At 34.4% G+C, this 16,259-nt stretch carries 13 protein-coding genes; 6 read left to right on the top strand and 7 right to left on the bottom strand.

The genetic code is table 11. The features are described from left to right. Positions 1–19: 19 nt before the first annotated feature. Both Q7C23_RS17650 and Q7C23_RS17645 read right to left on the bottom strand, forming a co-directional pair. Positions 20–679: a vancomycin high temperature exclusion protein gene (locus Q7C23_RS17650; RefSeq protein ID WP_375033737.1), complete on the bottom strand. Its 660-nt coding sequence runs from the start codon at positions 677–679 to the stop codon at positions 20–22. 119 nt (positions 680–798) lie between these two features. Further along, positions 799–2,826, bottom strand: coding sequence for a M3 family metallopeptidase (locus Q7C23_RS17645; RefSeq protein ID WP_375033736.1), 2,028 nt, complete (start codon positions 2,824–2,826; stop codon positions 799–801). 220 nt (positions 2,827–3,046) lie between these two features. Between Q7C23_RS17645 and Q7C23_RS17640 the strand changes: the two genes are divergently transcribed. Then, positions 3,047–3,715: a hypothetical protein gene (locus Q7C23_RS17640; RefSeq protein ID WP_375033735.1), complete on the top strand. Its 669-nt coding sequence runs from the start codon at positions 3,047–3,049 to the stop codon at positions 3,713–3,715. Between the two features lie 68 nt (positions 3,716–3,783). On the opposite strand, the gene purE is transcribed toward Q7C23_RS17640, so the two are convergent. The 5 genes from purE to Q7C23_RS17615 form a co-directional block, all read right to left on the bottom strand. Continuing rightward, complete coding sequence (gene purE / locus Q7C23_RS17635) at positions 3,784–4,269, bottom strand: 5-(carboxyamino)imidazole ribonucleotide mutase (protein WP_039117314.1); 486 nt, start codon at positions 4,267–4,269, stop codon at positions 3,784–3,786. 360 nt (positions 4,270–4,629) lie between these two features. Further along, positions 4,630–5,781, bottom strand: a complete 1,152-nt coding sequence (locus Q7C23_RS17630; protein WP_375033734.1) for a 5-(carboxyamino)imidazole ribonucleotide synthase — start codon at positions 5,779–5,781, stop codon at positions 4,630–4,632. Positions 5,782–5,835: 54 nt separating this feature from the next. Beyond that, entirely contained in the window at positions 5,836–6,387 is a 552-nt protein-coding gene (locus Q7C23_RS17625) for a hypothetical protein (protein WP_375033733.1), read from the bottom strand. A 23-nt stretch (positions 6,388–6,410) separates the two neighbouring features. Continuing rightward, positions 6,411–8,507 carry a TonB-dependent receptor gene (locus tag Q7C23_RS17620; protein WP_375033732.1) on the bottom strand — a complete coding sequence of 699 codons (2,097 nt, stop codon included), beginning with the start codon at positions 8,505–8,507 and terminating at the stop codon, positions 6,411–6,413. Between the two features lie 207 nt (positions 8,508–8,714). Continuing rightward, positions 8,715–9,989, bottom strand: coding sequence for a PQQ-dependent sugar dehydrogenase (locus Q7C23_RS17615; RefSeq protein WP_375033731.1), 1,275 nt, complete (start codon positions 9,987–9,989; stop codon positions 8,715–8,717). Positions 9,990–10,174: 185 nt separating this feature from the next. On the opposite strand from Q7C23_RS17615, the gene hpt reads away from it, so the two are divergent. From hpt to Q7C23_RS17590, 5 genes are all read left to right on the top strand, one after another. Further along, on the top strand, positions 10,175–10,705 hold the full coding sequence (gene hpt, locus Q7C23_RS17610) for a hypoxanthine phosphoribosyltransferase (RefSeq protein WP_375033730.1): 531 nt from the start codon (positions 10,175–10,177) through the stop codon (positions 10,703–10,705). Between the two features lie 74 nt (positions 10,706–10,779). After that, positions 10,780–11,352, top strand: a complete 573-nt coding sequence (locus Q7C23_RS17605) for an adenylate kinase (RefSeq protein ID WP_375033729.1) — start codon at positions 10,780–10,782, stop codon at positions 11,350–11,352. A gap of 215 nt (positions 11,353–11,567) precedes the next feature. Further along, positions 11,568–12,842: a hemolysin family protein gene (locus Q7C23_RS17600; RefSeq protein ID WP_375033728.1), complete on the top strand. Its 1,275-nt coding sequence runs from the start codon at positions 11,568–11,570 to the stop codon at positions 12,840–12,842. Between the two features lie 79 nt (positions 12,843–12,921). Continuing rightward, positions 12,922–13,923 carry a GTPase ObgE gene (gene obgE / locus Q7C23_RS17595; protein ID WP_375033727.1) on the top strand — a complete coding sequence of 334 codons (1,002 nt, stop codon included), beginning with the start codon at positions 12,922–12,924 and terminating at the stop codon, positions 13,921–13,923. 174 nt (positions 13,924–14,097) lie between these two features. Next, complete coding sequence (locus tag Q7C23_RS17590) at positions 14,098–16,242, top strand: S46 family peptidase (protein ID WP_375033726.1); 2,145 nt, start codon at positions 14,098–14,100, stop codon at positions 16,240–16,242. Positions 16,243–16,259: the final 17 nt, after the last annotated feature.

Here is a 16,259-nt window from a genome sequence, read left to right as displayed (position 1 = left end):
CGTTTCTGCTTTAATTTTATCAGCGTTTATCCTCTTTAGAATAATTAGAAAGCCCATTTATATCAATCGGATTTCCTAAAAAATGGGGTTCTCGATTTCTTAAAATATCCCAAAAAGATTTAAAAACCGAACCGTATTCTCTAAAACAAACATATTTGTATCCTGAATACTCTCCATTATTGGCAGAATATCCTACCGATTTAATTCCGAGTTTTTGACCAATGTAAATTGCTCGGTTTAAATGATATTCCTGAGATATTAAAGTCGCTTTTTTGATTTTAAAAATGTGCTTGGCGCGATACATAGTCGAGTAGGTGTCGAAACCAGCATAATCAATAAAGATTTTAGTTGTATCCACTCCATGAGTATAACAGTACTTTTTCATTACCGTTAATTCATCATATTCTTCGCGGCCATTATCTCCGGAAAGTAAAATTTTATTGATGCGTTTTGCTTTCCATAGTAAAATCCCGGCATCAAGTCTGTCTTTTAAATATTTGCTCGGCTGATCTCCTCTAATTCCCGCACCAAAAATAATTCCGACATCATTTTTAGGAAATCTTTTAAGCGAATGATGAATGTTCTTTTTGGTCGAAGATTTTACGTAATAATTTACACAAACAATAGCAATTAATCCAATGATTGCAAGGTTAAGGGCGATTTTAATATATTTTTTCAATTTATTTTTTGTAAGATTAAGTTTAAAAATAAGGCGAAGATAATTAATTTTATTTTCAGACAAAATCAAATTAAAAATCCGAAGTATTTCTACTCCGGATATAATCTAAAATTTGAAATTTACAATAGCCCCGCACGTTTCAACAAAGCTTCCGGTTTTGGTTCCTGGCCTCTAAAACGTTTGTATAAAATCATTGGGTGTTCTGTTCCTCCTTTTGAAAGCACATTATCTTTGAATTTTGTCGCTACTTCTTTATTGAAAATGCCGCTTTCCTGGAAATATTCAAAAGCATCAGCATCCAGAACTTCAGCCCATTTGTAGCTGTAATATCCGGAAGAATATCCACCCTGAAAAATATGAGAAAAAGCGGTACTCATTGCGTTTTCTTTTACATCAGGATACAATTGTGTATTAGCAAATTGTTCGGTTTCGAAAGCTTTTAGATCCGTAATGTTTGTAGGATCTTGTCCGTGCCATGCCATGTCTAGTAAGCCAAAACTCAATTGACGCAAAGTGGCCAAGCCTTCCTGAAAACTCGCACTTTCTTTGATCTTCTGAACATATTCAATCGGAATAATTTCTCCGGTTTCGTAGTGATTTGCAAACAAAGCCAAAGCTTCTGGTTCGTAACACCAGTTTTCCATAATCTGACTTGGTAATTCTACAAAATCCCAAAAAACAGAAGTTCCGGATAAACTCGGGTAAGTTGTGTTGGCTAACATGCCGTGTAAACCATGTCCAAATTCGTGGAATAATGTTGTCACTTCGTTAAAAGTTAACAACGAAGGTTTCGTTTCTGTTGGTTTTGTAAAGTTGCATACGTTCGAAATATGTGGTCTTTCGTTTACGCCATCTTTTATAGATTGTGATTTGAATGAAGTCATCCAGGCACCATTTCTTTTTCCTTTTCTTGGAAAAAAATCGGCATAGAAAATCGAAACTAAATTGTTGTCAGCATCTCTCACTTCATAAGTTGTCACTTCTTCATGGTATTTATCGATGTCAAATACTTCGGCAAACGTTAATCCGTATAATTTTTGGGCAACCGTAAAGGCTCCGTCTAAAACTTTTTCTAACTGAAAATAAGGTTTCAGTTTTTCATCATCTAAATTAAAAAGCTGTTGTTTTAATTTTTCAGAATAATAAGCGCCGTCCCATTTTTCTAATTGTTCGATTCCGTCTAATTCTTTCGCGAAAGCGGTTAACTCTGCAAATTCTTTTTGGGCAGCCGGTTTTGCTTTTGCTAATAAATCATTCAGGAAAGAGAAAACTTTCTCCGGACTTTCGGCCATTCTTTCTTCTAAAACAAAGTGAGCGTGTGTTTTATAACCTAATAAATTGGCTCTTTCAAAACGCAGTTTAGCAATCTTCAGGACATTTTCCTGATTGTCGAATTCGTTATTCTGAAAAGCTTTTGCACCAAAAGCAATTGCCATTTTTTTACGCAATTCCCGATTATCCGCATAAGTCAAAAACGGAACATAACTAGGATGGTCTAGAGTAAAAATCCAGCCTTCTTTTTCCTGGCTTTTGGCTAATAATCTTGCTGCTTCAATAGTTCCTTCCGGTAAACCTGCTAAATCATTTTCATTAGTCAAATGCAATTCGAAAGCATTGGTTTCTGCCAAAACATTTTCGCCAAATTGCAAACTCAATTTGGATAATTCTTTGTCGATTTCGCGTAATTGATCTTTTTTATCTTCCGGTAAATTCGCCCCATTTCTGGAAAAACTTTTATATTTTTTGTCTAAAAGCGTAGTTTGTTCCGGACTTAAATTCAGCTTTTCTTTTTGCTCGTAAACGGCTTTTATTTTAGCAAATAAAGCGGCGTTCAGTGTAATATCATTTCCGAATTCTGAAAGTAAAGGCGAAACTTCCTGAGCGATTTTTTGCATTTCGTCATTCGTTTCAGCCGAATTCAGATTGAAGAAAATGCTGGAAAGACGATCTAAAACATCTCCGGCAAAATCCATTGCAACAACGGTGTTTTCAAAAGTCGGTGCTTCGGGATTATTTACGATGGCATCGATTTCGGCTTTAGCCAAAGCAATTCCTTCCTGAAAAGCAGGAACGTAATCTTCGATTTTGATTTGCGAAAAAGGTGCGGTGTTATATTTAGTGGTAAATTTTGAAAGTAAAACACTCATTATGATATATTATTTTATATTAATTGAAGTCAAATTTTTGAATTCCAAAGATAGCAATTTATAAAAATGTAATCCTCTATATGGAATTGATTCTTGACATAAAATCCTCTTAAATTGTGTTATAGATTTGTTATTTATTGCTGTAGCAGATATTAAAAGCGTAAATTGAAAAAATAGATTAGAAGTATAAAATACTAATCGTAATTATAAAAATTAAAAGATGAATTATCAAGTTGTAATCAAGAATATAGATACCGTAAATGAAGTAGAAGGATATTGGTCTGATGAAGATTTTGTTATTTTACTACAAAAATTCAATTATCCGGATGGAGCTTCAGCCGAGAAAAGCAGTTTGTCGGAATTATTAGAGATGGCCATTTCTGATTACGAACCGAACGAAGCGGCACAGATTGTGTTGGAATATAAATTAGGAGATGAATTAAGTGCTGGACAAATTGAACAGATATCGAACAATATGTTAATTGATAAAGTATGTGAGGAATATCCGGAGATACACATGCAAGGCAGATTATTTCATGTTAATCAATTGCTTTTTAAAGCGTATAACGGGAAATTTCCAAATGCAAAAGCTTCAGTTGTTCATTTTTCTATGACACCTACTGATGGGGAAGTACAAAAACTGACAGCCGAAAATATATTGAAGTTATTGAATAATGGCTTGTCTGACAGAAATCTTATTAAAAGATTATTTGAAATTCAAATGTCTCATAATATTCCTTTTCCTGAAGCAGAAAGTATTATCTGGGAATTGACAACAGAAGATGATCTAAATTATAATTTGGTTACTTCAGAGAATTGGATAAATAAGGATGATGTAACAGCATCTGAATTTGAATCTGTTTTGGAGGAAGTTGAAGATGAGGCGTAATCTCAAGAAAAATTAAAATAAAAAAGGCTTCGTGTAATGCGAAGCCTTTCTGTTTTTATTTAAAGAATTTATTTTTTCAATCCTTCTGCCGCTTTATTAACTGCCGCTTTCAATTCTTCTTTATAAGCAATAATAGTATCAAGTACTTTTTTATCGTGACTACCAATGATTTGTGCTGCCAAAATCCCGGCATTTTTTGCTCCGTTTAAAGCAACTGTTGCAACCGGAACGCCACCTGGCATTTGCAAAATTGATAAAACCGAATCCCAGCCATCAATTGAATTGCTTGATTTTACAGGAACTCCAATTACAGGAAGCGGAGACATTGAAGCAACCATTCCAGGTAAATGTGCAGCACCTCCAGCTCCGGCAATAATTACCGAAATCCCACGAGTGTGTGCGTTTTTACTGAAATCGAATAATTTTTCCGGCGTTCTGTGTGCCGAAACGATATCTACTTCAACTTCAATATTAAATTGTTTTAATATGTCGATGGCATCCTGCATGACTGGCATGTCAGAGATACTTCCCATTATTATGGCTACTTTGCTCATTTGTTTTTTTGTTATTTATTGTTTCAAGTTTCAGGTTTCAAGTTGAGAGCTGAAGTGAAACCGAAAAACTGATTTATGTTAAAGACGTTTTTATTAATTTATAAATTATTAATGTAATTATTGAAAGCAGCAGGATATAAAATGTTGTCAAAATTGTGAATGCAATAAAACTTATTACTCGCTCGCCTAAATATTCGTTTTTATCTGTAAATCTTTCAAAATGAGTTTTAAACAACTTAGAAGGATTAGATAAATTTGAAAGATCACTTAATAATTCTATAAAACCCATTTTTCATTATTTATATTGATTAAATCAAGATTTTCTAGTTTACAACAGATTTTATTGGGGCTGATCATTAATTACTGACCACTGATCACTCTAATAGTATTCTTAACTTCCTCTGCAATTCTTCGAGCTTCAGCCATATCTTCGTTTACAATCGTAACATGACCCATTTTTCTGAAAGGTCTTGTTTGTCTTTTACCGTAAATATGTGGTGTAACACCGTTCCATCCTAAAATGGTTTCGATGTTTTCATACACTACATCTCCGGAGAAACCTTCGGCACCCACTAAATTTACCATAATACCGGCAACTTTACTGTCTGTGTTTCCTAACGGAAGATCCAGAATTGCGCGTAAATGATTTTCAAATTGTGAAGTATAACTTGCTTCAATAGAATAATGTCCAGAATTGTGTGGGCGAGGAGCAACTTCGTTGACTAAGATTTCATCATCGTTAGTTTGAAACATTTCCACTGCTAAAAGTCCAACGTGATTGAATTTCTCAGAAACATTCAAAGCAATTGCTCGGGCTTTTTCGGCTACTTTTTCGTCGATTCTTGCCGGACAAATTACATATTCTACCTGGTTGGCTTCAGGATGGAATTCCATTTCAACAACCGGATACGTTTTTATTTCTCCTGATGGATTTCTGCAAACGATAACGGCCAATTCATTTTTGAACGGAATCATTGTTTCTGCAATACATTCCACATTTGGTAAGCTGTCTAAATCAGCAACCTGACGAATTACTTTTACACCATTTCCATCGTAGCCAAATTCGGTGCATTTCCACACGAAAGGCAATTTTAAATCATTGATTTTAGATTTTAGATTGTCTAAATTTTCAAATCTTTCAAAAGGTGCAGTTGGGATATTACTTTCTGCGTAAAATTGTTTTTGGATTCCTTTATTCTGAATTCCTTTTAAGGTTTTTGGAGAAGGATACACTTTTAGGCCTTCGTTTTCTAATTGCGTTAAAGCTTCAAGATTAACTAATTCAATTTCGAAAGTCAAAACATCAACTTGTTTTCCAAAATTGTAAACCGTTTCATAATCCATTAAATCGCCCTGAAAGAATTTATTGCAGGCAATTTTGCTCGGAGCTTCATCACTCGGATCTAAAACGTAAGTTTGTATGTCAAATTTTCGCGTATCAAACAAAAGCATTTTGCCTAATTGTCCACCGCCTAATATTCCTAATTTAAAATCAGAAGAAAAATAATTCATTGTTGTGTGTTTGTGATGCGCAAAGATACTTTATAATGATTGAATAGGAAAATGCTATTTTATTTTCTTCAAAACTTCGCGTGCAACCGCTTTATACGCCGCGGAATGATCGCCATAATCTTTGTCCAGAATAATTTTCAGTTCTGGATGAATCCAGTCGTAATAATTTCCTAAAACATATAAAGTTCTAATCGAATAGGCTTTTGTAGCCACTTTCACGTCGTTTATCAACCAATCAAAAGACGCTTCGATACAATCCTGAAGATTAGTTTCAGAAAGAATAATGCCGTTTTCATCTTTTTTATAATGCGATTTTACTAAAAGCTGCGTCACTTTTGCAATCGGACGAATAGCACTTTCGTCTTTTAAATTCTTCAAATTAGAGAAGAAAAAATCAAGATGAGGCTGAAGCCAAATCAATTCTTCGTAAGATACAAATTCTAAAATCCAACAAGCTTTATGGTTGTTTTTGTCTAATGGAGAAAAACAAATCGAAACTAATTCATCAAATAAACGCGGATTTTCTAAAATTTCCTGCGCCACTTTCTGACGGTTTTCCCGATAAGCACTAACGTAATCAAGTTTCTTTTGTAGTTCAGATGACATCTTTAATCGATTTAATTCTGCGACTAAAATAGGTAATTTAATGAGATATTTCCGTAGTAATTTACAGGAAGGCCTGGGTAGTAATATCTTGGAGAGGAAGTGCCAACAGGAAGTGCATTTGGGAGAATTAAAGAAGCGTACTTTTCGTTGGTTACATTATTTATTCCAAAAGCTAAATTAGTCGTTAGATTAGGAAGAATTTCAAAACGATAACCCGTTTTTAAATTGATAATATTATAAGAATCGGAGAAAGCCGAATTAGCATCGTTCATCGGAATTTCATCTACAAATTGATAATCGGCATTCAGGTAAATTCCGAAACGGGTATTTAAAATCAATCCCACATTGACTTTATTGGCAGGAACTCCGGTCAATTTATTTCCGGAAAAATCATTTCCATTATCAATAAATTCCTGAAACTCATATTTTCCGATAGAAGTTCCAATGTAAGAATTTAGATTGAAAAGTCGATTAATTTGCCAATTGTGTTTCAACGTAATTTCAATTCCTTCATGCAGTGTTTTTCCGGCATTTACTCCTTCATATTGATCATCGCCGATTCTTTTGGCAACCAATAAATCTTTAATTTCCATTCGGTACAAAGTAATTTCGGTATAAAGATTTTTGTTGAAGAAATAGAATTTTTCGCCCAATTCAAAATTATAACCGTTTTCAGGTTTAATATTCGGATTGATGGTTCCGTCGCTGGTCAAAGTTTCTTCGGTTGCAGGTAATGAAAACCCACGACTTGCTGAAAAGTAGATTGTTTGTTGTTGATTTGGTTTGAATAATAAAGAAAGTTGTGGCGAAAAAATGCCGTCATAACTGTATTTTTCAGTTGCCGTTTTTTGCGGAAGAAAATTCGTCAGTTCAAAATGCGTTTCGTTATAATTTAAGCCGAATTGAAGTTCCAGTTTTTCAGAAAGCAGAGATCTGATTTGCGAAAATATATTGTAAAAATGTCTTTTCTGATCGCTTTCTGTCAATTGCTTTCCTTGTAAACTGCCTTGTCCGTTGTTTTGTTTGTATAGATTTTCAAAAGTATTTCCGTTGTAATTATCCGTAAAATATTCCATCCCAAAAATGAATTGATTCTTCAGTTTTCCAATTTCGAAATTCCCTGAAAATTGCGTTCTTGCTCCGGTTGCAAAAGTATATTGGAGTAAAATATCAAAAGGCCGCGGTTCGTTGCTGTCTTTGTAATTGATAAAAATAGATGTTGAATTATTCAGATTATCCGTAATCTTAAAATCATAAGCCAATCCTGCCAAAGTCGATTTGTATTCTTTAAATCCTTTTGAAGCCATCCAGGTTGGTGCGCCCAATTGCGGATTAGAATCGTAAACTTCCTTACTAATCGAACTCGGAATAAAAGCTTTTAAATAAGTGTAATTGGTAAAGTAAGTCAGTTTGCTGTTTTTTCTTCTGAATAATTCTCCTGCAAGCGTAATTCCTTCTCGTTTATAAGAACTGTTTTCGCGCCAGCCATCTGATTTTAAATTGTGGTAACTTAAATTCAGGCTCGAACTTTTTTCATCTAAACTATAATTCAAAGTATTTTTTAATAATCCAAACGAACCCAAAGTTGAACTAATTCCGGCTGTCTGACCTTTTGTTTTAAAAAGTTGAGGCGAAACCAAAATCGCTCCGCCCAAACCAGCGCCATAAATACTCGAAAGCGGGCCTTTGATAATTTCAATCTGGTTGAGGTTTTCCAAATCGATATCATCAATAACTGTTTCACTATTTCCAGACGTCAGCGGAATACTGCCATAAAAAGCTCTTATTTTGTTCGTTCCATACGGCGTTCTTGCACCAATACCGCGAATCGAAATTCGGGTTGTGGTAAAATTGGAAGATTGCATAAAAACTCCCGGAATCGTATTCACAATAGTTGTAATGTCTGTAGCATTATTTTGCGTCAGTTCTTTTTTGGATAAAATTCCAATCGAAGCCGGCGCATTCTGCAAACTATCATTAATATGAAAGGAACTGATAATAACTTCTTCCAGTTTTTCTGTTTTGACAGAATTAATAGATTTGCTTTTTTCTTCCTGTGCAAAAGTATTTTGAGAAACAATTGTGAGAAGAAGGAGAAAACGATATTTTATTAAAAGCATAGAAGAATAGTTAGTTTTAGAGCTTAAATTTAAACACATAGAAACATAGTTTTGTTTTGCGTATAAAGGCGTTTCACTTGTTTTAAAACACATAGCTATGTGTCTTTTTACAAGTGAAACGCTTTTTTTTTAGTCCCCAGAATGCTATGTTTCTATGTGTTTAAATTATTGCGAAAGAGTTGGAATTTGGAATTTGAATTTTGGAATTTACTTATTCGCACTAACCTTCCAAATCGTATTCCCACTATCATCATTTACCAAAAGCGATCCGTCATTCATAACGGTAACCGCAACCGGACGTCCGTAAACTTCAGCTTTGTCATTATCAGAAATAAAACCAGTCAAAAAATCTTCTGGTTTTCCTGAAGGTTTTCCGTCTTTAAATGGAACGAATAGAACTTTATAACCTGAGATTTTAGAACGGTTCCACGAACCATGCTGACCAACGAAAGCACCATTTTTATATTTAGCCGGAAATTTATCTTTAGTATAAAAAGCCAATCCCAAAGAAGCGGTGTGAGCACCAACCGGAACATCTGGAATAATTGCTTTTTCTACTAAATCTTTTCTTTCACCTTTCATTCTTGGGTCAGGAATATTTCCGAAATAAGAATATGGCCATCCATAAAAACCACCTCTTTTTACACTCGTAATATAATCAGGAACTAGATCGTCGCCCAATTCATCACGCTCGTTAACGGCGGTCCAAAGTTCCTTATTTACCGGATTCCAGTCCATACCAACCGGATTTCTAAGTCCGGAAGCATATATTTTTTCACCAGTTCCATCAGGGTTAATTTCTAAAATATCTGCACGACGAACTTCTTTATCGATTCCATGTTCAGCCACATTACTTCCAGAACCAACAGAAACATAAATTTTTGATCCTTCAGGGTTCGAAATTATATTTCTTGTCCAGTGATTGTTGTAGCCTCCTGCCGGCAGTTCAAGGATTTTTACACCTTTCGTTTCTAATTTTAACGGATTATTTTCATATGGATATTTGTATAAACCATCAGTGTTGGCAATGTAAAAAAAGTCTTTTAGAACAAGCATTCCAAAAGGTTTGTTTAGGTCTTTTATAAAAACTTCACGAGTTTCAAATTTTCCATCTTTGTCTTTATCTCGAAGTACGGTAATTTGATTTTTACTTGTTCTCGTTCCACTTTCGACAACAAAAATATCATTGTTTGGTGCGATGTAAGTCCAACGTGGGTTTTCAAATCCATCTGCAAATTTTGTAACCGTGAAACCTTCCGGCGCTGTTGGTGTTTTTCCTTCTGGCCAGCCAATAACTTTGCTGTTATTCGATTTAGATTCGGTTGCAAAAGGAGGAGGCAAAGTAATATCGCCAATTGCGGTTTTAACAACAGTTGGTGGTTGTTTTGTCAGGGCTTCTTTTGCTTCCTTTTTTACTTGTCCTTGACAGGCCGTCATGATGGTTAATAGTGATAGTGATAATAATTGTATCTTAGTTTTCATTGTGTTCGCCAGTTAAAATTTTAATAGCCAACAATTTAGTAAAATTAGAAATAAGCTTAACAAAAGATTTGTAAATATTAAGTGATATTTAACATTCATAAAAAAGTCGGTTTCACAATACGATTTGATACCAACAATTTGGTTCTAATTCTGTATCTTTGCGCATTATTTTAAAATCAAAAATAATGATACAACTTCACGATAAACAATTTGTTCCGTTTATTTCGGCTAAGGAAATTGATTTTGCTTTAACCAAAATAGTTGCACAAGTAGAAGATGATTTTGGAGATGATACTCCAATTTTTATTGGCGTTTTGAATGGTGCATTTATGGTTGTTAGCGATTTCCTGAAAAAATACAAAAAACCATGCGAGGTTTCATTTATCAAAATGGCTTCTTATGAAGGTACTGAAACGACTAATGTTGTTAAAGAATTAATCGGAATCAATCAGGATCTTTCGGGTAGAAGCGTGGTTATAATTGAAGATATTATTGACACCGGAAATACAATCGAAGAATTAAAACACTTGTTTAAACAACGAAACGTAAAGCATTTTAAAATTGCGACTTTGTTTTTTAAACCTGAAGCGTATAAAAAAGACATTAAAATTGATTACATCGGAATCAGAATTCCAAATAAATTCATTGTTGGTTATGGTTTAGACTATGATGGTTTAGGAAGAAATTTGAACGAAGTCTATAAATTGGCCGAATAACATAAACAAAACACAACTATATATTCATTTTAAACTTCTTACATGAAAATAAGAAGTCAAGTAACACTCACATTATGATTAACATCGTTTTATTTGGAAAGCCAGGAGCAGGAAAAGGAACTCAGGCAGAATTTTTAAAAGAGAAATACAAATTAACACATCTTTCAACAGGAGATATTTTTCGTTTTAATTTAAAAAATGATACAGATTTAGGTAAAAGAGCAAGAGTTTTTATGGACAATGGAGAATTGGTTCCTTGCGAAGTTACAACTGCAATGTTAATTGATGAAGTGAACAAACATTTAGATTCAAACGGATTTTTGTTCGACGGTTACCCAAGAACTTTAGATCAGGCTGAGGCTTTAGATAAATTTTTACCAACAATTGGATCAAGTGTTACGGCAACTATTGCATTAGAAGCTGATGATGAAATTTTGGTAGCCCGTTTGCTTGAAAGAGGAAAAACAAGCGGAAGAGTGGATGATCAGGACGAAGAAAAAATTCGTGTTAGATACCAGGAGTACAACGAAAAAACAGCTCCATTAATTGGATATTATAAAGCACAAAATAAGTTTCGTGCCGTAAATGGTATCGGAACTATCGAAGAAATTACAGAGAGATTAACGTCAGTTATAGATAATTTGTAGAAGCTATTCCAGCTGTACGTTTCAAGTCCTCGCTAAAAAAACTATTTTTCTAATCATAAAACGAGCTTATCTCGATGCTTCGGGAGTCGACTGTTTTCTGGCAAGAAAAATTAGTTTTTTTAGCTCAGGGCTTTACTCTTCCATCTGGGCTAAAAATACAAGAGAGATTACAAATTACATTAACGAACAAGTATATTTAACGAACAAGCCACAAATTGGAAATACTAATAATATTTTTTCTAATACTATTAAACGGAGTTTTCTCGATGTCAGAAATCGCATTGATTTCGGCTAGAAAAAACAGACTCGAAACTGCCGCGAAAAAAGGAAATAAAAGTGCCAAAACAGCACTCGATTTAGCCAATTCTCCGAACAAGTTTTTATCTACAGTACAAATCGGAATAACCTTAATCGGAATTTTGACCGGTATTTACAGCGGGGATAAAATCACAATGGATGTTGAGGTTTTTGTTGCCGGTTTTGCCGTTTTAAAACCTTATGCACATTCGGTTGCAGTTGGAATTGTGGTTGTTGTTCTAACCTTTTTCTCTTTAGTTTTAGGAGAATTATTGCCAAAAAGAATTGGTTTAAATTATCCGGAATCGATTGCTAAAATGGTAGCAATGCCAATGAAGGTAGTTTCGATTATTACAGCGCCATTTATTTGGTTGCTTACATCGTCGACTGAATTTTTGTTGAAAGTTTTGCAGATAAAACCAACGGCTGACGGAAAAGTTACCGAAGAAGAAATAAAAGCGATCATCAAAGAAGGAACCGAAGTTGGAGAAGTTCAGGAAATTGAACAGGATATTGTGGAGCGAGTGTTTCATATTGGCGATCGAAAAGTAAATTCGTTAATGACACACCGTAAATCGGTTGACATGTTGCCATTAAATGCTCCTAAAGACAAAATCAAAACATTGGTTTTAGAAGATTTGCATACGGTTTATCCGGTATACAATGACAACTACGATGATATTGTCGGAATTGTAACGCTTAAAAATATATTCGCCAACATCGAAAGCGAGCATTTTGATTTGTCAGCAATTATGACAGATCCTCCGTATTTAATGGAGCAGACAACAGCTTACAAAGCGTTGGAAAATTTCAAAAAAACAGGAGTACATTATGCTTTAGTTTCTGATGAATACGGCGTTTTTCAGGGTATAATTACCTTGAATGATATTTTGGAAGCCTTAGTTGGAGATGCATCTGATTTTTATAAAGATGAATTCCAATTAATAGAAAGAGAAGATGGTTCATGGCTGGTTGACGGACATTATTCATTACACGATTTTCTAACTTATTTTGAGTTAGACGAACTGACAAACGATTACGAAGTAAACACTGTAAGCGGAATGATTATGACTGAGCTTTCCCATATTCCAAAAGAAGGCGAAAAATTATATTGGCAAAAATTTGTGCTTGAAGTGTTAGACATGGATGGTGTAAAGATTGATAAAGTATTAGTAAAAGCTCTAAAAGAGTAAAAATAAATAGAGGAAAGATCTGGATTATAGCTTGTTTTCAATCTAAAAATCTAAAATCTAAAATCTGAAATTCAAAACAATGACAGAAGGAAATTTTGTAGATTACGTTAAGATATATGTTTCATCCGGTAAAGGAGGAAAAGGATCTACGCATTTACATAGAGAGAAATTTATTGAAAAAGGAGGCCCGGACGGTGGTGATGGTGGTCGCGGTGGACACGTATATTTAGTGGGGAATAAAGGTTTGTGGACATTATTCCACCTAAAATTTGCGCGTCACATTAAAGCCGGACACGGAGGAGATGGAGGAGGAGATCGTAGTACCGGTGCCGATGGAGATGATAAATTTATCGAAGTACCTTTAGGAACTGTTGTAAAAGATAAGGAAACCGGAGAAACCCTTTTCGAAATTACAGAAGATGGTGAAAAGCAAATTCTTTCGAAAGGAGGAAAAGGTGGTTTAGGAAACTGGCACTTTAGAAGTTCAACGAATCAAACTCCACGTTATGCACAACCAGGTTTACCAGGTGTAGAAATGGACGTAATTCTGGAATTGAAAGTTTTGGCAGATGTTGGATTGGTAGGTTTTCCAAATGCTGGAAAATCAACTTTGTTGTCTGTATTGACGTCTGCAAAACCTAAAATTGCCGATTATCCGTTTACAACTTTAAAACCAAACTTGGGAATTGTAGCTTACAGAGATTATCAATCTTTTGTAATTGCTGATATCCCTGGTATTATTGAAGGTGCAGCTGAAGGAAAAGGTTTAGGACATTATTTCCTTAGACATATTGAGCGTAATTCAACTTTGTTATTTTTAGTTCCTGTTGATACGCCGGACATTAAAGGAGAATATGATATTTTGGTTAATGAATTGACGAAATACAATCCTGAAATGTTGGATAAAGAACGTCTTTTGGTTATCTCAAAATGCGATATGCTGGATGATGAATTAAAAGCCGAATTGAAAGTTGAACTAGATGTAGCTTTCAAAGATGTTCCTTACATGTTTATTTCATCTGTGGCTCAGCAAGGTCTGACAGAGTTGAAAGATAAACTTTGGAAAATGCTTAACGATTAAAAGCTTAAAGATATTTTTAAAAGGCGTTCTGTTTTCAGAGCGCCTTTTTTATTGGCTTCAATGTTAAATTCGTAAAAAAAAGACAAAAAAGGATGGGGATATTTTATTTTAAGACTTTAGCCAATATAATAATTGCGAAAATGAGTTATATTCGCATTACTTAAACAAAATAACATGAAAAAAATAATTTTATTCTTTACCATGTGCCTTATGGCTTTTCCTGCAAGAGCTGACGAAGGAATGTGGTTCTTGATGTTTATCGAAAGATTGAACCATAGAGATATGGAAAAAATGGGCTTGCAATTAACAGCCGAAGAAATTTACAGTATCAATCATCATAGTTTAAAAGATGCAATTGTACAATTTAACGGAGGTTGTACAGCTGAAATTGTTTCAAAAGACGGATTAGTTTTAACGAATCACCACTGTGGTTACAATGCAATTGCAGAACTTTCTACAGCAGAACAAAATTATTTGAAAGATGGTTTTTGGGCAAAAGAAAGAAGTGCCGAAATGAAACCAAAATCTTTATACGTTCGTTTCTTTGTTCGTATGGATGATGTTTCTAAAAGAATTTTATCAAAAGTAAACGATAAAATGACAGAAACAGAAAGAAACAAAATCATTCAGCAAGAAATTGCTTTGATCGAAAAGGAAAACAACGAAGGTGGAAAATATACCGTTTCAGTTCGTCCTTTCTTTCAAGGGAATGAATATTATTATTTCGTTTACCAGGATTACACAGACGTTCGTTTAGTAGGAACGCCACCGGAAAGTGTTGGTAAATTTGGTGGAGACACTGATAACTGGGAGTGGCCTCGTCAAACAGGAGATTTCTCTATGTTTAGAGTGTATGCTGATAAAGCTGGAAACCCTGCAACGTATTCAAAAGAAAATGTGCCTTTACAGCCAAAACATTATTTGCCTGTAAGTATTAAAGGTGTTAAAGAAAATGATTTTGCAATGATTTTGGGTTATCCGGGAAGAACAAATCGTTGGATGCCAGCTGGCGGAATTGAGCAAAACGTAAAATTTGCTTATCCTGCGTGGGTTGAAGGTGCAAAAACTGGAATGGATCAAATGAAAAAGTATATGGACAAAGATGCAACAGTTCGTTTGCAATATGCGTCTAAATATGCTTCAACTGCAAATTACTGGAAAAACCGTCAGGGAATGATTGATGCTTTGACTAAAGCAGGAACTGCAGAAACAAAATCGGCTCAGGAAGATAAATTCTACGAATGGGCTGCTAAACCAGCTAACAAAGAAAAATATGAAAATGTAATTCCGACGATTAATGATTATTATAAGGAAACGAACTTAAAAGCGCGTCATGATAATTATCTATCTCAGGTTTTGCGTACTTCAGGTTATGCAACCGGACCAGCAAATTTAGGTAATGCCTTGATTGCTTATTATAACGAAAATGATGCTAAAAAAGCGGAAATGTTACCTAAGATCAACGCTATGATCGATAACATTTATGGTGATTTTTATGCACCGCTTGAAAAAGATGTGTTAACTGCACAATTGAATTTGTATGCAGCTAAAGCTGCAGAATATGGTTTAGCTCCACAAGTTGCTAAAATGAAAACAGCAAACAATGGTGATTTTACTGCTGATGTTGCTAAGGCGACTGAAATAAGTTATTTCACCTCTAAGGATAAAGTATTGGCATTTATGGCTGATCCAAAACCATTGGCGATTGTACACGATCCATTGTATATTATTTCTAATGATTTATTGACAAAATACCGCGCTAAGACAGATGATCAGTCAAAAGCTGATGACGGTTTTGCAATTGCTTACCGTAAATTGGTTGAAGGTTTAAGAGAATCAAAATTGAATGCTATTCAATATCCTGATGCTAACTCTACTTTAAGACTGACTTACGGAAAAGTTCGCGCTTTGCCAGCTGATCCACGTAATGATGCTAAAATCAATAACTATACAACTATGGAAAGTATGGTTAAAAAGTATAAAGCAGGAGATCAGGAATTTGATTTGCCAAAACGTTTATTAGAATTAAATAAAGCAAAAGATTTTGGTCAATATGCTGATAAAGCAGGTTACATGCCAGTAAACTTCTTGACTGATAATGATATCACAGGTGGAAATTCAGGTTCTCCGGTTCTTAACGGAAAAGGAGAGTTAATCGGAATTGCTTTTGATGGAAACATCGAAGCTATGGCTGGAGATGTTATTTTTGATCCTAAATTGCAAAGAACAATCAACGTAGATATTCGTTATGTACTTTGGATTATTGACAAATATGCAGGAGCTAAAAACATTATTGATGAAATGACGATTATTAAATAATCTGATTTTATTCTAAA

Source organism: Flavobacterium sp. LAR06, assembly GCF_041946075.1.
Classification (GTDB): domain Bacteria; phylum Bacteroidota; class Bacteroidia; order Flavobacteriales; family Flavobacteriaceae; genus Flavobacterium.
The sequence above is the reverse complement of the archived record's forward strand: the minus strand, read 5'-3'. Positions and strand labels throughout refer to the sequence as shown.